General features: G+C 35.1%; 14 protein-coding genes and 1 rRNA gene. 13 read left to right on the top strand and 2 right to left on the bottom strand.

What is annotated here, in order from left to right:
• Positions 1-25: 25 nt before the first annotated feature.
• Positions 26-745 carry a TrmH family RNA methyltransferase gene (locus tag BUC31_RS19480; protein ID WP_073247403.1) on the bottom strand — a complete coding sequence of 240 codons (720 nt, stop codon included), beginning with the start codon at positions 743-745 and terminating at the stop codon, positions 26-28.
• Between the two features lie 54 nt (positions 746-799).
• On the opposite strand from BUC31_RS19480, the gene tamL reads away from it, so the two are divergent.
• The 13 genes from tamL to BUC31_RS19415 all read left to right on the top strand — a co-directional run bounded on the left by tamL (position 800) and on the right by BUC31_RS19415 (position 18,062).
• Positions 800-3,364 carry a translocation and assembly module lipoprotein TamL gene (gene tamL / locus BUC31_RS19475; protein WP_244534081.1) on the top strand — a complete coding sequence of 855 codons (2,565 nt, stop codon included), beginning with the start codon at positions 800-802 and terminating at the stop codon, positions 3,362-3,364.
• Between the two features lie 61 nt (positions 3,365-3,425).
• Positions 3,426-4,493 (top strand): class II fructose-bisphosphate aldolase, encoded by a 1,068-nt coding sequence (gene fbaA, locus BUC31_RS19470; protein ID WP_027067977.1) that lies wholly within the window; start codon positions 3,426-3,428, stop codon positions 4,491-4,493.
• A gap of 31 nt (positions 4,494-4,524) precedes the next feature.
• Positions 4,525-5,394: an acetyl-CoA carboxylase, carboxyltransferase subunit beta gene (gene accD, locus BUC31_RS19465; protein WP_036147529.1), complete on the top strand. Its 870-nt coding sequence runs from the start codon at positions 4,525-4,527 to the stop codon at positions 5,392-5,394.
• A gap of 107 nt (positions 5,395-5,501) precedes the next feature.
• The gene (gene rpsO / locus BUC31_RS19460) at positions 5,502-5,771 is read left to right on the top strand and encodes a 30S ribosomal protein S15 (RefSeq protein ID WP_027067979.1); all 270 of its coding nucleotides are present in this window, start codon (positions 5,502-5,504) and stop codon (positions 5,769-5,771) included.
• Positions 5,772-5,986: 215 nt separating this feature from the next.
• On the top strand, positions 5,987-8,209 hold the full coding sequence (locus BUC31_RS19455) for a polyribonucleotide nucleotidyltransferase (protein WP_073247399.1): 2,223 nt from the start codon (positions 5,987-5,989) through the stop codon (positions 8,207-8,209).
• A gap of 160 nt (positions 8,210-8,369) precedes the next feature.
• Positions 8,370-9,233, top strand: coding sequence for a sigma-70 family RNA polymerase sigma factor (locus BUC31_RS19450; RefSeq protein WP_073247398.1), 864 nt, complete (start codon positions 8,370-8,372; stop codon positions 9,231-9,233).
• Between the two features lie 259 nt (positions 9,234-9,492).
• Positions 9,493-11,475, top strand: coding sequence for a type I pullulanase (pulA, locus tag BUC31_RS19445; protein WP_073247396.1), 1,983 nt, complete (start codon positions 9,493-9,495; stop codon positions 11,473-11,475).
• A gap of 28 nt (positions 11,476-11,503) precedes the next feature.
• On the top strand, positions 11,504-11,728 hold the full coding sequence (locus BUC31_RS19440; RefSeq protein WP_073247394.1) for a VF530 family protein: 225 nt from the start codon (positions 11,504-11,506) through the stop codon (positions 11,726-11,728).
• A complete protein-coding gene (locus BUC31_RS19435; protein WP_073247392.1) occupies positions 11,728-12,186 on the top strand; it encodes a tRNA (cytidine(34)-2'-O)-methyltransferase in 459 nt (152 codons plus the stop codon). Before BUC31_RS19440 ends, BUC31_RS19435 begins: the two co-directional genes overlap by 1 nt.
• Positions 12,187-12,550: 364 nt before the next feature.
• On the top strand, positions 12,551-15,658 hold the full coding sequence (locus tag BUC31_RS19430) for a WD40/YVTN/BNR-like repeat-containing protein (RefSeq protein WP_073247390.1): 3,108 nt from the start codon (positions 12,551-12,553) through the stop codon (positions 15,656-15,658).
• Positions 15,659-15,741: 83 nt separating this feature from the next.
• Positions 15,742-16,392, top strand: a complete 651-nt coding sequence (gene rpe / locus BUC31_RS19425; protein ID WP_073247388.1) for a ribulose-phosphate 3-epimerase — start codon at positions 15,742-15,744, stop codon at positions 16,390-16,392.
• The gene (locus BUC31_RS19420) at positions 16,389-17,369 is read left to right on the top strand and encodes a YpdA family putative bacillithiol disulfide reductase (protein WP_073247386.1); all 981 of its coding nucleotides are present in this window, start codon (positions 16,389-16,391) and stop codon (positions 17,367-17,369) included. The genes rpe and BUC31_RS19420 overlap by 4 nt, the downstream gene beginning before the upstream one ends.
• A gap of 87 nt (positions 17,370-17,456) precedes the next feature.
• Complete coding sequence (locus tag BUC31_RS19415; protein ID WP_073247384.1) at positions 17,457-18,062, top strand: hypothetical protein; 606 nt, start codon at positions 17,457-17,459, stop codon at positions 18,060-18,062.
• A 553-nt stretch (positions 18,063-18,615) separates the two neighbouring features.
• Here the strand turns inward: BUC31_RS19415 and rrf are convergent.
• Positions 18,616-18,727: ribosomal RNA gene (gene rrf / locus BUC31_RS19410) — 5S ribosomal RNA — on the bottom strand.
• Between the last annotated feature and the right edge of the window lie 142 nt (positions 18,728-18,869).

Genomic DNA, 18,869 nt, shown 5'->3' with positions numbered 1-18,869 from the left:
ACATCATGTAAATTAATAGCCTAATCTATTTTCTAATTTCGTGAAGCAATATTGCCGTAGCGGATGCCACATTTAAACTCTCTGTAGTTATATCACCAAATTGAGGAATAGCCAACCTGTCCGTACATAATTGAGCAATTGTATCTGAAATACCCTTACCCTCATTACCCATAATCATTATTCCTTTATTCGGCAGTTTTGTATTATTTACGCTAACCCCATCCATAAATGTTCCATACACCGGCAATTGTGTTGAATTTAAAAAAGCATCAAGACCCTTATATCGAACATTTACTCTGGTAATAGAACCCATAGTTGCTTGTAGCACTTTAGGATTATAACAATCAACAGTATCCGTTGAGCAAATAATATCTGTAATTCCAAACCAGTCACACAATCTAATTATGGTACCCAAATTACCTGGATCCTGCACACCATCCAATACTAAAATCCAATCTGAAAGAATTTGATCTGTTGGTTTAGGAATATGAAAAACCCCAAGATATCCATTAGGATTTTTAAGGCTACTTATTTGTGATAATTCCTTATTTGATATTGAATAGAACGGTACGTCACCAGTTTCCAATTCATTAGAATCAACAGTAAATAATTTATAAATCTCCATGTTGGAATTCAATACTTCCTCCACGGTCTTTTTACCTTCAACAACAAAAAGTCCATGCTCATTTCGGCACTTTTTTTGCTGTAGACTTTTGATAAGTTTCAATTCACTTTTGACAACCATTCAAATAATGTATTTTTGATTTATATGAGGATGGCACTTTGCTCCAAAAACAACATGGCTAAATTAAGCTTATTATCACTACTGGCAATAGTCTTGCTATCCTGTAACTCGCTTAAAAAAGTTGAGGAAGATGAATATTTGGTAATTAAGAACTCCATCTACGCCGATTCTATAAAAGTAAATAACGAAGAATTAGAAAGTCTTATCTATCAAAAATCCAATTCTACCGTATTAGGATATCCATTAAGACTTAATTTATATAACCTAGCCAAAGAAAATCCGGATTCCTCTTTTAATGAATGGCTTTATAAGAAAGAAAACAGAAAAAAGAGACTTACAAAATTACTTTCCGCTAAACAAGTAGAGCGTTTAGGGGAGTCTTTTATGGTAAAAGGTCTTAGCAACTGGCTTAAAGATATTGGAGAAGAACCTACTATTCTTGATACTACAAAAACACGTTTAACTTTAGCAAAATTAAGTGCCTATTATCAGAGTAAGGGTTTTTTCACCAACTCTACCACATACCTTATTGACAGTACTAAACATAAGAAAGCAAAAGTAAATTATCATATAGCACTAGGAGACCCTTATATGATAGATTCTCTTGGCAACAATATTTCATCAACCGCAATCGACTCGCTTTATTTTTTAAATTCTGCAAACTCACTAATAAGAGAAGGCCAGCAATTCGACTTATCTAACTTTAACAGCGAAAGAGAACGACTAACAGGTATTTTTAGAAATAGTGGTATTAGAAATTTTCAAGAAAGCTCCATTACTTTCGATATATTAAGGGATACCACTAGATCTGCAGATGACCAAAAAATGAATATCACCCTTAATATTGGTGATTTAAAAACTAGAGGTGAAAACGAAGTAACGACATCTGCTTATAAAGTTGAAAAAATTAATAAGATTAATATCTATACAGACTACCTATCTACAAGCACCCAAGATTCTCTTTACACACTAGATTACCAAGATTATACCATTCATTACTCTAAGAATTTTGACATTAAACCAAAAACTTTGGCAAATGCCATCTTTTTTAAAAAGGATAGTATTTATAGAGATGTAGATAAAATTAGAACTTCTAGACAGTTAAACGCACTTAATGTTTTTAAGTATCCAAACATTATTTTTGAAGCGGACTCCTTAGGCAACCAAGTAAATACCAATATTTATTTAGCCCCAAAAACCAAATATACGCTCGGGACTGATTTTGAAGTTAGTCGTTCTAACTTACGTAGATTAGGTGTTGGCCTAGGTACTACCCTACTTATAAGAAACATTTTTAAAGGAGCAGAAAACTTAAGTATTTCTGCAAATGGATCTTATGGTCTTTTGAGCAGCAATACTTTTGAAGCCAACTATTTCTCAGAATTTGGTGGAGATGTAACTTTAGATTTCCCAAGAATTTGGTTTCCTTTCATTAATACGTCTAGAATAATACCTAATTACACGCTACCTAAAACTAGAATTGCTATTGGAACCAATTTTCAGAATAATATTGGTCTAGACAAGCAGACATTCAACACCGTTTTAGGCTACAGCTGGACACCAAGCGATTTTGTAAATCACGATGTTGAATTATTGAATATCCAATTTGTAAGAAACGTAAACAGTAACAGGTTCTATAATGTCTATACAAACACATATGAACTCTTAGACGATATTGCTGACACATATGAGGACGCTGATTTATACCCAGAATTAGCCGATTATTTTGAAACAGGAGATAGCGACACTGAACTTAATTTAATAATTCCATCAGGTACAAAAGGATTCACAAGTGCTATTTTAGATAATGAAGTAGCTTCTACTACCAGCGATTTTGATGATGTTAGTTCAATTGAAGAAAGAAGAATTAGACTTACTGAAAACAATTTAATTTTCGCAACAAACTACACGTTCAATAAAACGAATAGAACAGGAATCATCGATAATTCATTTTATCAATTTCGCTGGAAGATTGAAGGCGCTGGAAATGTTTTATCTGCATTTTCATCATTTATACCCTTTAACAAAAATGACAATGACCAACTTTTAGTTTTTGGTGTTCCATTTTCACAGTACATTAAAAATGAATTTGAGTATGTTAAATATTGGGACTTATCACGTTCAAATGTATTAGCTGCGCGAGCTTTTTTCGGTATTGCTATACCTTACGGCAATTCTGACAACATCCCTTTTGTACGAAGTTATTTTGGTGGTGGCTCAAACGATAACCGCGCATGGTTCCCTTACTCATTAGGTCCTGGTAGTGTATCTGCAGTAAATGATTTTAATGAAGCAAATTTAAAATTAGCATTAAACTTAGAATATAGATTTCCTGTTGTTGGTGACATTAACGGAGCAATTTTTGCCGATGCCGGTAACATTTGGAACGTTCTAGATAATGTAGAAGACCCTGACGCTACTTTTGACGGATTGGGATCTTTAAAGGATATTGCTCTTGGTACCGGTGTTGGGCTGCGATACGATTTTACCTACTTTCTTTTTAGGTTAGATTTAGGCTTTAAAACCTACAACCCTGCTGAAATTCAGTCTAAACGTTGGTTTAGAGATTATAATTTTGCGAATTCTGTATTGCAAATAGGCATCAACTATCCCTTTTAAATATAATTGTTTTATTACTTTTGTTTTTCATTTTTTTTTAGAAACAAACAACTACATAATTATGGCTCACAATATCAAACCGGGAGTTGCAACCGGAGACGAAGTTCAAGCAATTTTCAACTACGCAAAAGAAAAAGGATTTGCATTACCTGCGGTAAACGTTATTGGTTCAGATACTATTAATGGTGTTTTAGAGACAGCAGCAAGCTTAAATGCTCCTGTTATCATTCAATTTTCTAATGGTGGAGCTCAGTTTAATGCTGGTAAAGGTCTTTCTAATGATGGGCAAAAAGCAGCTATTTTAGGTGCAGTTGCTGGTGCAAAACATGTTCACCAATTAGCAGAAGCTTATGGTGCTACAGTTATTCTACATACAGATCATTGTGCAAAAAAATTATTGCCTTGGATCGACGGTCTTCTAGATGCTAGTGAAAAACATTTCGCTGAAACTGGTAAATCATTGTTCAGTTCACATATGATCGATCTTTCTGAAGAGCCTTTAGAAGAGAACATTGAAATTTGTAAAGGTTACCTAGAGCGCATGAGCAAAATGAACATGACTTTAGAAATCGAATTAGGTATTACAGGTGGTGAAGAAGATGGTGTTGATAATTCTGATGTAGATGATTCTAAATTATATACACAACCAGAAGAAGTAGCATATGCTTACGAAGAGCTTTCTAAAGTTAGCCCTAAGTTTACAATTGCCGCTGCATTTGGTAATGTTCATGGTGTATATAAGCCAGGTAACGTAAAATTAACTCCGAAAATCCTTAAGAATTCTCAAGAATACATTTCTAAGAAATACGGGGTTGAGCATAACCATATCGATTTTGTATTCCATGGTGGTTCTGGATCAACAGTAGAAGAAATTAGAGAAGGTATCAGCTACGGTGTTATTAAAATGAACATTGATACTGATTTACAATATGCATTTTTAGCAGGTGTTCGTGACTACGTACAGGATAATAAAGATTACTTGCAGGCACAAATTGGAAATCCTAAAGGATCAGATGAGCCTAACAAGAAATATTATGACCCAAGAGTTTGGTTAAGAAAAGGTGAAACTGCTTTTATTGAGCGTTTGAAAAAAGCGTTTGAAGATTTAAATAACGTTAATACGCTTTAATAAACTTTAGATTAACCAATAAATGGATGATATGACGGCTTGGTTTAAAAGAAAAGAAAAAGGGATACAAACCTCTACCGAGGAAAAAAAAGACACTCCAAAAGGCTTGTGGTACAAATCGCCCACAGGTAAAATTGTCGAGTCTGATGATCTTGCAAAAAACTTTTATGTAAGCCCAGAAGATGATTATCATGTAAGGATCGGTAGTAAAGAATACTTTGAAATCCTGTTCGATAACAATAAGTTTACTGAACTTGATGAAAAGCTTACCTCTAAAGACCCTTTAAAATTTGAGGATACCAAGAAATATAGCGAGCGTTTAAAAGCTGCACAGAAAAAAACCGGACTTAAAGATGCTGTAAGAACAGGATACGGAAAGTCCTTTGGTAAAGATATCGTTATCTGCTGTATGGATTTTAAATTCATTGGCGGTTCTATGGGTAGTGTTGTAGGTGAAAAGATTGCTCGTGGTATTGACCACGCCATCAAAAAGAAAACACCATTTATGATGATTTCTAAATCTGGTGGGGCACGTATGATGGAGGCTGCGCTTTCATTAATGCAATTAGCTAAAACATCTGCTAAATTGGCTCAATTATCTGATGCTGGTTTACCATACATTTCATTATGTACAGATCCTACAACAGGTGGTACAACGGCATCATATGCTATGTTAGGCGATATTAATATTGCCGAACCAGGTGCTTTGATCGGTTTTGCAGGTCCTCGTATAGTTAAAGATACTACCGGTAAAGAATTACCTGAAGGTTTTCAATCTTCAGAGTTTTTATTGGAGCATGGCTTTTTAGATTTTATTTCTCACAGAAGAGATTTAAAGAAAAAGGTTAACCTATATATTGACCTAATTCAGAACAACCCTGTGAGATCTAAAGAAGCCTAAATTTATTTCTTGATTCGATATAGTTTCTTATATTAAAAAAAGAGTATCTTTGCGCCCTGATTGAAAATCAATCATAATACATAAAAATCATTTAAAATAATATTGGAATGTATCTTACAAAAGAAGTAAAAGCAGAAATTTTCAAGAAACACGGTGGTAAAGCAGAAAACACTGGTTCTACAGAAGGGCAAATTGCCTTATTTACACACAGAATCAACCACTTAACTGGTCACTTGAAAAAAAATCATAAAGATTACAACACTGAGCGTTCACTTGTGAAACTAGTAGGTAAAAGAAGAAGTCTTCTTGATTACATGATTAAAAATGATATTGTAAAATACAGAGAGCTAATTAAAGAGCTTGGTATTAGAAAATAATATTGCAAAAAAGGGGATAGTTAACTATCCCCTTTTTTTTAATTACTCCATGCCTTGGGAGATTAAGCCAAACACTTTGGCAAAGGCGAACAAAAAGCTACACACGGTTTTTCATTGGTCAACACAACACAACACAACAACTCCGACCAGAGAAATTTCAGTCGGAAAGACCATTGTTTAACAAATCTGCAATACGCAGGTTTTAATCGAATTTTATGATTCCAAAAGTATTTAAAGAGGTCATAGACCTTGGTGACGGTAGAGAAATTTCTATCGAAACAGGAAAATTGGCAAAACAGGCTCACGGCTCTGTTGTTGTTCAATCAGGAAAATGTATGTTATTATGTACAGTAGTTTCCAATTACAAACAAAGTGATGTGGACTTTCTTCCACTTACGGTAGATTACCGTGAAAAATTTGCAGCTGCAGGTCGTTACCCAGGTGGTTTCTTTAAAAGAGAAGCAAGACCAAGTGACGGTGAAGTATTAACTATGCGTTTAGTGGATCGTGTTTTACGTCCGTTATTCCCAAAAGATTACCACGCAGAAACACAAGTTATGATTCAGTTAATGTCTCATGATGATGACGTTATGCCAGATGCAATGGCAGGTTTAGCTGCTTCTGCTGCTATTCAATTATCAGATTTCCCATTTGAATGCCCAATTTCTGAAGCTAGAGTTGCTCGTGTAAATGGCGAATTCGTTATTAACCCAACTCGCGCTCAATTAGCAGAGTCTGACATCGATATGATGATTGGTGCTTCAGCTGATTCTGTAATGATGGTTGAAGGTGAAATGGATGAAATTTCTGAAGAAGAAATGACAGAGGCTATCAAATTTGCTCATGAAGCAATTAAAGTACAATGTGCTGCTCAAGTTGCATTGGCTAAAGCTTTTGGTAAAAAAGAAGTTCGTGAATACCAAGGTGAAAGAGAAGAAGCTGATCTAGCTAAGAAAATTCACGACATGGCTTATGATAAAGTATATGCTATTGCTCAAGCAGGTTCTGCTAAGCATGAGCGTAGTGCTGCTTTTGGTGAAATCAAAGAAGAAATCAAAGCGTCTTTCTCTGAAGAAGAGCAAGCTGATTTTGGCGGATTAATTTCTAAATATTACAACAAAGCTGAAAAAGCAGCTGTACGTGATTTAACATTAAACGAAGGTTTACGTTTAGATGGTCGTAAGACTGATGAAATTAGACCTATTTGGTGTGAGGTTGATTATTTACCATCTACTCATGGATCTGCAATCTTTACTCGTGGAGAAACTCAAGCTTTAGCTACAGTAACTTTAGGTACATCTAGAGATGCAAACAAAATAGATATGCCATCTTATGAAGGCGAAGAGAACTTCTATTTACATTATAACTTCCCTCCTTTCTGTACAGGTGAAGCAAGACCTATTCGTGGAACATCTCGTAGAGAAGTTGGTCACGGTAACTTAGCTCAACGTGCCTTAAAAGGTATGATTCCTGCAGATTGTCCTTATACAGTTCGTGTTGTATCTGAAGTTTTGGAATCTAACGGTTCTTCTTCTATGGCAACAGTTTGCGCTGGTACAATGGCTATGATGGATGCTGGTGTTAAAATGAAGAAACCGGTTTCTGGTATTGCAATGGGCTTAATTTCTGATGCTGATTCTGGAAAGTATGCTGTTTTATCTGATATTTTAGGTGATGAAGATCATTTAGGAGATATGGATTTTAAAGTAACTGGTACTGCTGATGGTATTACAGCTTGCCAAATGGATATTAAAGTAAAAGGATTGTCTTACGAAATTCTTGTTAATGCTTTAAAACAAGCTAGAGATGGTCGTTTACATATCTTAGGTAAAATTACCGATACGATTTCTGCTCCTGCTGAAAGCGTTAAAGATCACGCACCTACAATGGTTACTCGTAGAGTTCCTAACGAATTCATTGGTGCTTTAATTGGTCCTGGTGGAAAAGTAATTCAAGAGATGCAAAAGGAAACTGAAACGACTATCGTTATAAATGAGGATCCTGTTACTGAAGAAGGTATTGTAGAAATTTTAGGTGTTGGTAGTAAAGGTATTGATGCTGTTATGGCAAAAATAGATTCTATCTTGTTTAAGCCTGAAGTTGATAGCGTTTATGAAGTAAAAGTTATTAAAATGCTTGATTTTGGTGCCGTTGTAGAATATATGGATGCACCTGGTAACGAAGTATTATTACACGTAAGTGAATTAGCTTGGGAACGTACAGAAAATGTATCTGATGTTGTAAACATGGGCGATGTATTCGATGTTAAGTATTTTGGCTTAGACAAACGTACACGTAAAGAGAAAGTATCTCGTAAAGCGCTTTTACCAAAACCTGAAGGTTTTGTAGAAAGACCGCCACGTGATGATAAACGTAGAGATGACCGTCGTGGAAACGATCGTAGTCGTGATCGCGATAGAAAACCAAGAAGAGATTAATACTCTTGTAAGTTTATAAAGTAAGCCCCGACATATATGTTGGGGCTTTTTTTATGCATTTCAACAGATTTATGAAGTTTTTTGCCTCCAATTGTAACATTCGGAAGATTTTTACGTATAAGTATATGCAGTCTATGCAAATTGAACTTAATTTATTTTAATGAGACAGCTTAAGATTACAAAACAGGTCACCAATAGAGAGACCGCATCTTTGGACAAGTACTTACAAGAAATTGGAAAAGTTGACTTGATTACCGCTGATGAAGAAGTAGAATTGGCACAACGTATTAAGGCAGGCGATCAGCGTGCACTTGAACAACTTACGAAAGCCAACCTCAGATTCGTGGTTTCAGTTGCTAAGCAGTACCAAAACCAAGGCCTTACTTTACCAGATTTGATTAACGAGGGAAACCTTGGTCTTATCAAAGCTGCACAGCGTTTTGACGAAACGCGGGGATTTAAATTTATCTCCTACGCCGTATGGTGGATCCGTCAATCTATATTACAAGCTTTGGCAGAGCAATCTCGTATCGTTCGTTTGCCATTGAACAAAATTGGTTCTATCAACAAAATCAATAAGACTTTTGCTTTCTTAGAGCAGGCGCATGAAAGAATGCCTTCTCCTGAAGAAATTGCTAAAGAATTGGATATGACTGTTGATGACGTAAAGCAATCATTAAAAAACTCAGGTAGACACGTATCTATGGATGCGCCTCTTATAGACGGTGAAGATTCTAACCTTTATGATGTACTTCGTAGTGGAGAATCTCCGAATCCAGATAGAGAATTATTACATGAGTCTTTACGTACAGAAATAGAGCGTGCTTTAGAAACATTGACGCCTCGTGAGGCAGATGTTATTCGCTTATACTTTGGTCTTGCTAATCAGCATTCTATGACCTTAGAAGAAATTGGTGAAACTTTTGATCTAACAAGAGAAAGAGTTCGTCAAATTAAAGAAAAAGCTATTAGACGTTTAAAGCATACTTCTAGAAGTAAAATATTAAAAACGTATTTGGGTTAAAATTCCTAAGCGTTCAAGCTATAAAAATTACACGTTAAATATTCCTTAAATTGGCAATATTGGCATATTAGTTGTAATTTTAACGGTAACAACAGTTTATCATGACTGTTCGTTTTTTGATTGATGAATAAACTCCGGCTGATTACCGGAGTTTTTTCATTTATAATAGTTTATATTTTAATTTGAAAAGTTAAGTATCTATATACTGATATATACCCTAAATAATCTTTCCTTATCTTAGAGTATCAACATTAACCTAATGAAACATACAGTACTAATTCTAATGAGTTTTACGCTGTTCAACTCTTGTAACACAAAAAAGACTATTACTGATTTCAATAATTACCCTACCCCAATAAACGAAAATCTTTGGATACAATACACTGAAGACGCTACGGTCTTTAAACTTTGGTCACCAAATGCCGAAGAAGTAATTATAAGGCTCTATAAAGATGGATATAACTCTACTGTCTTTTCATACTATAACTTAAAAAAAAAGCATCAAGGTATTTGGCAAACAAAGGTAGATGGTGATTTAAACGGTATCTATTACACCTATCAAGTTAAAATTAATGATTTGTGGCTAAATGAAACTCCGGGAATTTACGCCAATGCTGTTGGAGTAAATGGCAATAGAGCAATGGTCATAGCTATGGAATCCACCAACCCAAAGGGTTGGCAAAAAGACATTTCCCCTACTCTCAAAAAATATAATGAAGCAATAATTTATGAATTACATGTTCGTGACATGACAATTCATTCGCAGTCTGGCTCAACACTACCTGGCACATATTTAGGGTTAGTAGAAGCAGAAACTAAAGGTCCAAATGATGTTGTTACTGGTATTGACCATTTAAAAGAATTGGGTATTACCCATGTGCATCTTTTACCTACTTTAGACCACTACTCCATTGACGAAACCAATTTAGAGACTCCACAATTTAATTGGGGCTACGACCCTAACAACTATAATGTACCTGAAGGTTCTTTTTCTACCAATCCCTTTAATGCCGAAGTGCGCATTAAAGAGTTTAAGCAAATGGTAAAGAATTTTCATGATAATGGTATTGGGGTTATTTTAGATGTTGCATATAACCATACTGGCAAAACAGAAGAATCTAATTTTAATCAAGAAGTACCTGGTTATTACTATCGCCACTGGGAAGATGGCTCTTATTCAGATGCTGCTGCCTGTGGTAACGAAACTGCATCAGAGCGGGTTATGATGCAAAAATTTATGATTGAATCTGTCTTATATTGGACGAAAGAATATCATATTGACGGATTCCGTTTCGACCTCATGGGAATTCATGACATTGAAACCATGAATAAAATTGGTGAAGCTATTATAGAAATAAATCCTGATGCACTTTTATATGGCGAAGGATGGACTGCTTCAGATTCACCCCTACCAGAAGAAAAACGAGCTCTTAAAAAACATATGCAGCAACTTCCAAAATTTGCTGCTTTTAGTGATGATTTACGTGACGGATTAAAAGGTTCAGTTTTCGAAGATGAAAGTTTAGGTTTTGTTAGTGGTGCCAAGAATACCGAGGAATCCATTAAATTCGGAATTGTAGGCGCCATTCAACATCCTCAAATTGAATATGAAGATGTAAATTATTCTGACGACCCTTGGACCTTAGAACCATGGCAATCTATCAACTATGTTTCATGCCACGATAACCACACCTTATTTGACAAACTTAAAATTTCAAGACCAGATGCAACATTAGAAGAATTAATTGCTATGGATAAATTGGCAACCGCCATTGTATTGACCTCACAAGGAACTCCGTTTCTTCATGCTGGATCAGAAATGCTTCGTACTAAAAACGGAGAACACAATTCTTACAACTTACCAGATAGCATCAACCAACTAAATTGGAATTGGAAGAATGACCATAAAGAGGTTTTTGACTACTATAAAAATCTAATAAAACTAAGAAAAGAACATCCAGCTTTTTATATGGCTACCTCCGATCTAGTAAGGGAACATCTAAAATTCCAAACAACTAACAATAATCTTGTTTCCTTTACAATAGAACGCAATGCAAACGATGATAATTGGAAAAACATCTTAGTGATTTACAACGCATCAAACAAAAAATTAAATTATAAAATTGATGGAGTTTGGCAAAAAGCTGTTTCTGGTAGTACCTTTGACTTTCAAGGGCTACATATATTGAAAAACAATATTGAAGTACCACCGCTATCAATGTACATTGCCTTTCAGAAATAATTATAAGTCTATAAAATTTCATAAAAACATGAGTTCAGATTCTCAACCCAATAATCCGCTTCATGGTATTAAACTAGCTACAATACTTGAAGAGCTTACAGAAAAATATTCTTGGGAAGATTTGGCTGGTCAAGTTGATATTAATTGCTTTAAAAGTAATCCGTCTATAAAATCAAGTTTAAAATTTTTACGTAGAACTCCGTGGGCTCGTGAAAAAGTTGAACATTTATACTTACAATCCTTCAAAAAATAATGAGTCTTAATATTGTACTTTTAGAACCAGAAATACCAAATAACACAGGTAACATCGGCAGATTAGCCCTTGGTACAGGATCTACATTGCATTTGGTAAAACCATTCGGATTTGAACTTACAGATAAACGCTTAAAAAGAGCTGGACTAGATTACTGGCAACACCTTAATGTACTTATGTACGAGAATGTTGATGAATTCTTTGCGCAGCATAAAGACAAAAAAATGATATTCTTTTCTGCCACCGCTACCAAAAATCATTGGGAAATGAATTTTGAAGATGATATGTTTCTAGTTTTCGGAAAAGAATCTGTTGGCTTACCAAAAGAATTATTACAGCAAAACATCGAAAATACTTCCAAGATTCCATTGTATAGCAAACATATTAGGAGTTTAAACCTAGCCAATGCTGTTGCCATTACTATCTACGAAGGTTTGCGGCAAATTAACTTGAAATAACTACTTTCTTTTAATAACTAAAATCGTAAACATTCCTAAAAACTGCTAACTAATCTATTGGCAGTAAAATTTAAGTTGCATTAATTCCCCTTTTACTAATTAATAACTTCAATCTAGTTATTCAATTTAAATATATCGCTTACCAAATTCCAAATAATAGCATTTCATATTATCTATATCGCAAAAAATCATAATGACATTACGATTCTATCATTCATGAAAAAATATTCAAATTGGTCTAGAAATTAGGTTTAACTAACTTCCCGTTAAAATTTAAAAATCATTCAGTATTAGCAGAATAATTGATTATTTTCAAAGTGAAATTCTTTTATTTCATCAATAGAACCAACCTAACTTCCACCTTATGAATACGAAAAGATGCTACCTTTTACTTGCATTTACATTGGTCGCTTTTAGCTCCAGTTTTGCACAAAAAAGATCAAAGAAAACAACCGCAACAATAACCCCAGAATTCTATCAGAATCTAGAATGGCGAAATATTGGTCCTGTACGTGGCGGACGTTCTTTAGGGTCGGCAGGTAGTCCTAGCAGACCTAATGAGTATTATTTTGGTGCAACCGGTGGCGGACTCTGGAAAACTACCGATGGCGGTAATGAATGGGAAGCTGTTACTGACGGGCAAATTACCAGTTCTTCTGTAGGCGCAGTTGCAGTAGCAGAAACGAATCCTGATATTGTCTACATTGGTATGGGCGAAGTGCAATTAAGAGGAAGCATTACCCAAGGAGACGGAGTTTACAAATCTACTGATGCAGGAAAAACTTGGAGTCATTTAGGACTTGAAGAAACCCAAGCCGTTTCAAGAATAAGAATTCACCCAACAAATCCAGATATTGTTTACGTTGCTGCATTAGGTCACCCTTATGGTGACAATGAAGAGCGCGGAGTTTTTAAAAGTACAGATGGTGGTAAAAATTGGAAAAAGACATTGTATGTAAGTGATAAAGCAGGTGCAGTAGATTTAATAATAGATAGAAATAACCCACAGGTTTTATATGCGAGTACTTGGCAAGTTCAAAGAAAAGCATGGAAAATGTGGGGCGGTGGACCAGATTGCAAACTTTGGAAATCTACAGATGGCGGAGAAACTTGGGCAGATTTATCAAAGAACCCAGGTATGCCAGAAGGACCTTTAGGAAAAATAGGGGTTACAGTTTCACCTGCAGATTCTAACCGTGTATGGGCAATAGTAGAGGCTAATGAAGGTGGTGTTTTTCGTTCAGACGATGCGGGTAAAACGTGGGAACGTACTAATGACGAGCGTAAATTAAGACAACGTGCTTTTTACTATTCTAGAATTTATGCCGATCCAATTGATAAAGAAACCGTTTACGGACTTAATGTAGATTTTTGGAAATCTACTGATGGCGGAAAAACATTTGACACTAAAATTAAGGTGCCACATGGCGATAATCATGATTTATGGATAGACCCTAATAATCCTGATCGTATGATTTCTTCCAATGATGGGGGTGGTGTTGTAAGTATTAATGGCGGTAAGTCATGGACAGAAGAAGATTACACTACCACACAGCTGTATCATGTAATGACCACCAATGATGTTCCTTATCATGTGGCGGGTGCACAACAAGACAATAGTACCATTGCAGTACCGAGTGATGGTTGGGGTCATATGCAGGCTAGAGGTCAAGGAGATGGCTGGGCGTATGCCGTTGGTGGTGGAGAAAGTGGTTGGATCACCCAACATCCTAAAAATCTAGATATTTTCTATGCAGGCAGCCAAGGTGCACTGTTAACGCGATACGACAGAAGTAACGGTCAATCTAGAGATATTCAAGTATACCCTAGGTTTTTCTCTGGTGAACCTGCAAGCGCATTACCTGAGCGCTGGCAATGGACATTCCCTATTATGTTTGCGCCACAAGATTCAAATGTAATGTATACGTGCTCTCAACATATTTGGAAAACAACCGATGATGGACAATCTTGGGAAAAGATAAGTCCAGATTTAACGTATGCCGACCCATCAACCTTGGGTAAAACAGGTGGCATTATCACCATGGATATGAACGGACCAGAAATTTATGCTACCGTTTTTGCGTTGGCTCCATCAAACCATAATATTAATACAATTTGGGCAGGTTCTGATGATGGTAAAATACATATCACAAGGGATGGTGGTAGAAACTGGGCAGACATTACCCCTAAAGAGTTACCTAAATTTTCTAGGGTAAGTATTATTGATGAATCGCTACACAACCCCGGTACTTTATATGTAGCGGCAAATAGATATCAAGTTGACGACAGACAACCTTATGTATTTAAAACGCATGATTATGGAAAGACCTGGACAAAAATAATAACCGGTATTGAAGATGGTCATTTTGCAAGAGCCGTACGTGAAGATCCTGTAAAAGAAGGTTTGTTATTTTTAGCTACAGAACATGGAGTATATTTTTCAATGAACGATGGTGAGCTATGGCAAAGTCTTCAACTAGAACTACCAGATACTCCTGTTAGAGATTTAGTCATTAAAGATAATGATGTGGTATTAGGAACACACGGAAGAGGATTCTGGATCTTGGATGACATTCAACCCATAAGACAGTTTACCCCAGAAATGGCAAAGCAAGATGCTGTTCTAATTAAACCTACAGACGCGCTTAGAGGTTTAACAAACGCCTCTATTCAATACTACTTAAAGGAACAAAAAGACACCATCACTTTTGAAATTTATGATGCTCAAGATAAATTAATCAACACCTTTACAGGCAGTAAACCAAAATATGAGGTAGATCCTAATATTCCTTATTGGCTGAAAGGCGGATCTACAAAGCCTACCACTGCAAAAGGAATAAATACGTTTACTTGGGATATGAGATATACAGGCGCCACCACTTTTGACGGTATGATAATTTGGAGCGCCAGACCTGCACGAGGACCAAAAGCTCCATTAGGAATTTATAAAGTAAAAATGAAATCTGGCGATTATGAAAAAACATATGCCTTCGAAATAAAAATGGACCCCAATCTTAAAGGTATTACTAAAGAGGATTTAGATGAGCAGTTTGAACTTTCGAATAAAATTATGGGTAAAACTACTGCTGCCAATGAAGCGGTGATTAAAATTCGTGAAATAAAAAAATCCCTTACAGCTTTGAAAAAGAGTATTGATACCAGCGACTATACTAATACAGTCACTCCATTTTTAAATGATTTATCAGAAGTTGAAGAAGCATTGTATCAAGTAAAAAACCAATCGGGTCAGGATCCTTTGAATTTTCCTATAAAACTAAATAATAGATTAGCTTCATTACGTCGCAGTGTTGAATCTGGCGAAGCAAAACCAACCAACGGTGCTTATAAAGTGTATGAAGAACTATCTGTAGAACTTAAGATTGAACTTGAAAAACTGGATAACATTTTAGATAAATACAAAACCAAAATAAATCCTATACTAACTAAAAATGGCGCATCAGAAATTGATTAATTGATGTTAACACAAAAACTAAAACACAAGTAGAACGAATTTCAAATTCGTATTTTTGTAATGTAAAATTAATGTTTATTCATATGAAAAAGGCAAGTATAGCGCCATCACTTTTAGCAGCAGACTTTGGAAATCTACAACGTGATGTTGAAGTGGTTAATTCAAGTGAAGCAGAGTATCATCATATAGATGTCATGGACGGAGTTTTTGTTCCAAATATATCTTACGGTATGCCTGTGGTTAAAGCAATACATAAATATGCCACCAAGCCTTTAGACGTGCATTTAATGATTGTAGACCCTGATAGATACCTTGAAGAATTTTCAAATCTAGGAGCTCATATATTGACAGTACATTATGAGGCATGCACGCACCTTCATAGAACTATACAAGCCATAAAGGCATTGGGTATGAAAGCGGGTGTTGCATTGAATCCGCATACAAATGTTATGCTTTTGGAAGATATCATTCAAGATATAGACGTTGTATTGATTATGAGTGTAAATCCTGGCTTTGGCGGACAGTCATTTATAGAAAATACCTATGATAAAATAAGAGCTACTAAAGCTTTAATCAACAGAAAAAAATCTGCTGCCTTAATTGAAGTCGATGGTGGAGTTACAACTGCCAATTCAAAAAAATTAGTTGAAGCAGGTGCAGATATTTTAGTTGCCGGAAGTTTTGTATTTAAAAGTGCCGATCCAATTAAAACTATAAAAGAATTAAAAGGATGAAAACTGAATATGATATGGTCATCGTTGGTGGTGGACCAATAGGAATTGCATGTGGCCTAGAAGCAAAGAAAAACGGACTCAATTACCTTATTTTAGAAAAAGGTCCTATTGTGAATTCACTTTTTCACTACCCTAGTAACATGCAGTTTTTCTCTTCATCTGAAAAATTAGAAATAGACGAAATTCCTTTTATTAGCAATGAAGCTAAACCTAAACGAGATGAAGCATTAGAATACTATAGACGTATTGTAACCTCTAATAAATTGAATATAAATCTATTTGAAAAAGTAGAAAATGTTCAAAAAAATGAAAATGTATTTACAATAGTTTCAGATAAAGCCACTTATACTTCTAAACGAGTTGTTGTGGCTACTGGTTTCTATGACCTACCTAATTTATTGAATGTACCCGGAGAAAATTTAGAAAAAGTAGTACACTATTATGACAACCCACATTATTATTCAGGTCAAAAAGTAGCCGTAATTGGAGCTAGTAATTCTGCTATTGACGCAGCACTTGAATGTTGGCGTAAAGGTGCAGAGGTTTCTTTAATAATTCGTGGCTCAGAAGTTGGTCAACGCGTTAAATACTGGGTGCGTCCAGATATCATTAATAGAATTGAAGAAGGTAGCATTAAAGCTTATTACAACACAACTTTAAAATCAATTTCAAAAGATAAAATCAATTTAACCACAACAGATGGTGATGAAGCAATTGAAAATGATTTTGTTTTAGCATTAACAGGATATAAACCTAATTTTAATTTTTTAGAAAAACTAGGTGTCAATATTAGTAATGACGCAAAGAAATTACCTGAATACAATCCAGATACTATGGAAACCAATGTAGCAGGTCTATATCTAGCCGGTGTAATATGTGGAGGGATGGAAACCCACAAATGGTTTATAGAAAATTCTAGAATTCACGCAAAAATGATTGTTAAGAGTATTATTTCGAATGCTATAACTACCTCGTAATTGACTGATATATTGGTGTTCAAAGTTTTTATAACAATAGATAATTTTTAAAAACGTTATATTTACTTAATAACAAAACCAAACCACATGATTTTTTTCGGTACCGGATCAGCTAATCTTGACTCGGTAAAAACTAGAAATATTATTTGTCAACACTGCAACAATCAAGATACTATTTACATCAATATTTACAGAAAGCATGCTCATGTTTTTTGGATTCCCATGTTTCCATTAGGAAAAAGTGGTAGTTCTTATTGCACCCATTGTAAAGAGACCTTATCGCCAAAACAAATGCCCGAGGCACTTAAAATGCAATATAAAAACATTAAAGGTGAAGCGAAGGGACCTATATGGCAGTTTTCAGGACTTTTAGTATTAGCTCTCTTGATAGGCTTTGCAATTTATTCTGGTGGAAAAGACAAAGAAAATACGCAGCTATATTTATCAGCTCCAGCAGTTGGTGATATATATGAGTACAAAGCTGATAATGGTAGTTATTCCACGATGAAACTTGAGAAAGTAACTTCAGATAGTTTATACCTTTCTTTAAACGATTATGAAATATCAAAAAAGTCTAGACTTTATAAAATTGATAAAGACGAGAACTATTCTGAAATAACTTATGGATATTCAAAAAATGAGATTTCTCAAATGCAGAAAGAAGGTATCATCTTCGATATCAATAGAGATTAAGATTAAATATACGTTGTAGACTACAAATTAATTTTCAATATCTATTCATAACAATCAAAAACCTGAAAAGCTAGCTTCTCAGGTTTTTTTTATAAATGTTCTTTAAACTCAATTTACTTTATACTCACCTTATAAACTATGTAATTATACATTAAAAGATATAGCATCAGGGATTCTTTTATGCAAAGTCCTAAATAAAACAGAAGGAACATTTAAAAACTGGAAATACTAGCATACCTCTTATTTGCTGATTCACTTTCAGATATACAACCATCTAAGTTTGATTATGCGTAGACTATGTCCTTATAAGAGTTTTACACTTCTTAAACATAGAACACTTGATAATCGATACAAAAGATATGAAATTTCTATCCTAGGTAGAGATGAGTTACCGTAGAAATGACTTATCCATATGATTTAATTTCAAGTAGTAGTAGTAGTAGTAGTAGTAGTAGTAGTGGAATAATCTCTTGTTACCTAGCGTATATGCAGTATAGTTTGTTGACTTTATGGTATAAAAAAAGCCCTTTACATTACTGTAAAGGGCTTTCGAAAAAGGCGGCTACCTACTCTCCCACTTGATATAGCAGTACCATCGGCGCAAACGGTCTTAACTTCCCTGTTCGGAATGGTAAGGGGTGGGCCCCGTCGCCATGGCCACCTAAGTTTTAGATCGGGCATTCCCGATCGCGGCCTTCGCCGCAATATCGTTGACATGAATGGAACAGGATCCTATAAAGGAAAGAAGCACTTATAGTATTAAGCAATTTTCGTAATAAAAAGAAAGAAGTAAAGATCGTCGTCCGC

It is taken from the genome of Maribacter aquivivus, assembly GCF_900142175.1.
Lineage (GTDB): Bacteria > Bacteroidota > Bacteroidia > Flavobacteriales > Flavobacteriaceae > Maribacter > Maribacter aquivivus.
Note: the sequence above shows the minus strand (reverse complement) of the source record. Positions and strands in the feature narration are given on the sequence as shown.

Coding starts and splice junctions, on each gene's coding strand:
- BUC31_RS19480 (WP_073247403.1), bottom strand. CDS start 745: ATGGTTGTCAAAAGTGAATTGAAACTTATCAAAAGTCTACAGCAAAAA.
- tamL (WP_244534081.1), top strand. CDS start 800: ATGGCTAAATTAAGCTTATTATCACTACTGGCAATAGTCTTGCTATCC.
- fbaA (WP_027067977.1), top strand. CDS start 3,426: ATGGCTCACAATATCAAACCGGGAGTTGCAACCGGAGACGAAGTTCAA.
- accD (WP_036147529.1), top strand. CDS start 4,525: ATGACGGCTTGGTTTAAAAGAAAAGAAAAAGGGATACAAACCTCTACC.
- rpsO (WP_027067979.1), top strand. CDS start 5,502: ATGTATCTTACAAAAGAAGTAAAAGCAGAAATTTTCAAGAAACACGGT.
- BUC31_RS19455 (WP_073247399.1), top strand. CDS start 5,987: ATGATTCCAAAAGTATTTAAAGAGGTCATAGACCTTGGTGACGGTAGA.
- BUC31_RS19450 (WP_073247398.1), top strand. CDS start 8,370: ATGAGACAGCTTAAGATTACAAAACAGGTCACCAATAGAGAGACCGCA.
- pulA (WP_073247396.1), top strand. CDS start 9,493: ATGAAACATACAGTACTAATTCTAATGAGTTTTACGCTGTTCAACTCT.
- BUC31_RS19440 (WP_073247394.1), top strand. CDS start 11,504: ATGAGTTCAGATTCTCAACCCAATAATCCGCTTCATGGTATTAAACTA.
- BUC31_RS19435 (WP_073247392.1), top strand. CDS start 11,728: ATGAGTCTTAATATTGTACTTTTAGAACCAGAAATACCAAATAACACA.
- BUC31_RS19430 (WP_073247390.1), top strand. CDS start 12,551: ATGAATACGAAAAGATGCTACCTTTTACTTGCATTTACATTGGTCGCT.
- rpe (WP_073247388.1), top strand. CDS start 15,742: ATGAAAAAGGCAAGTATAGCGCCATCACTTTTAGCAGCAGACTTTGGA.
- BUC31_RS19420 (WP_073247386.1), top strand. CDS start 16,389: ATGAAAACTGAATATGATATGGTCATCGTTGGTGGTGGACCAATAGGA.
- BUC31_RS19415 (WP_073247384.1), top strand. CDS start 17,457: ATGATTTTTTTCGGTACCGGATCAGCTAATCTTGACTCGGTAAAAACT.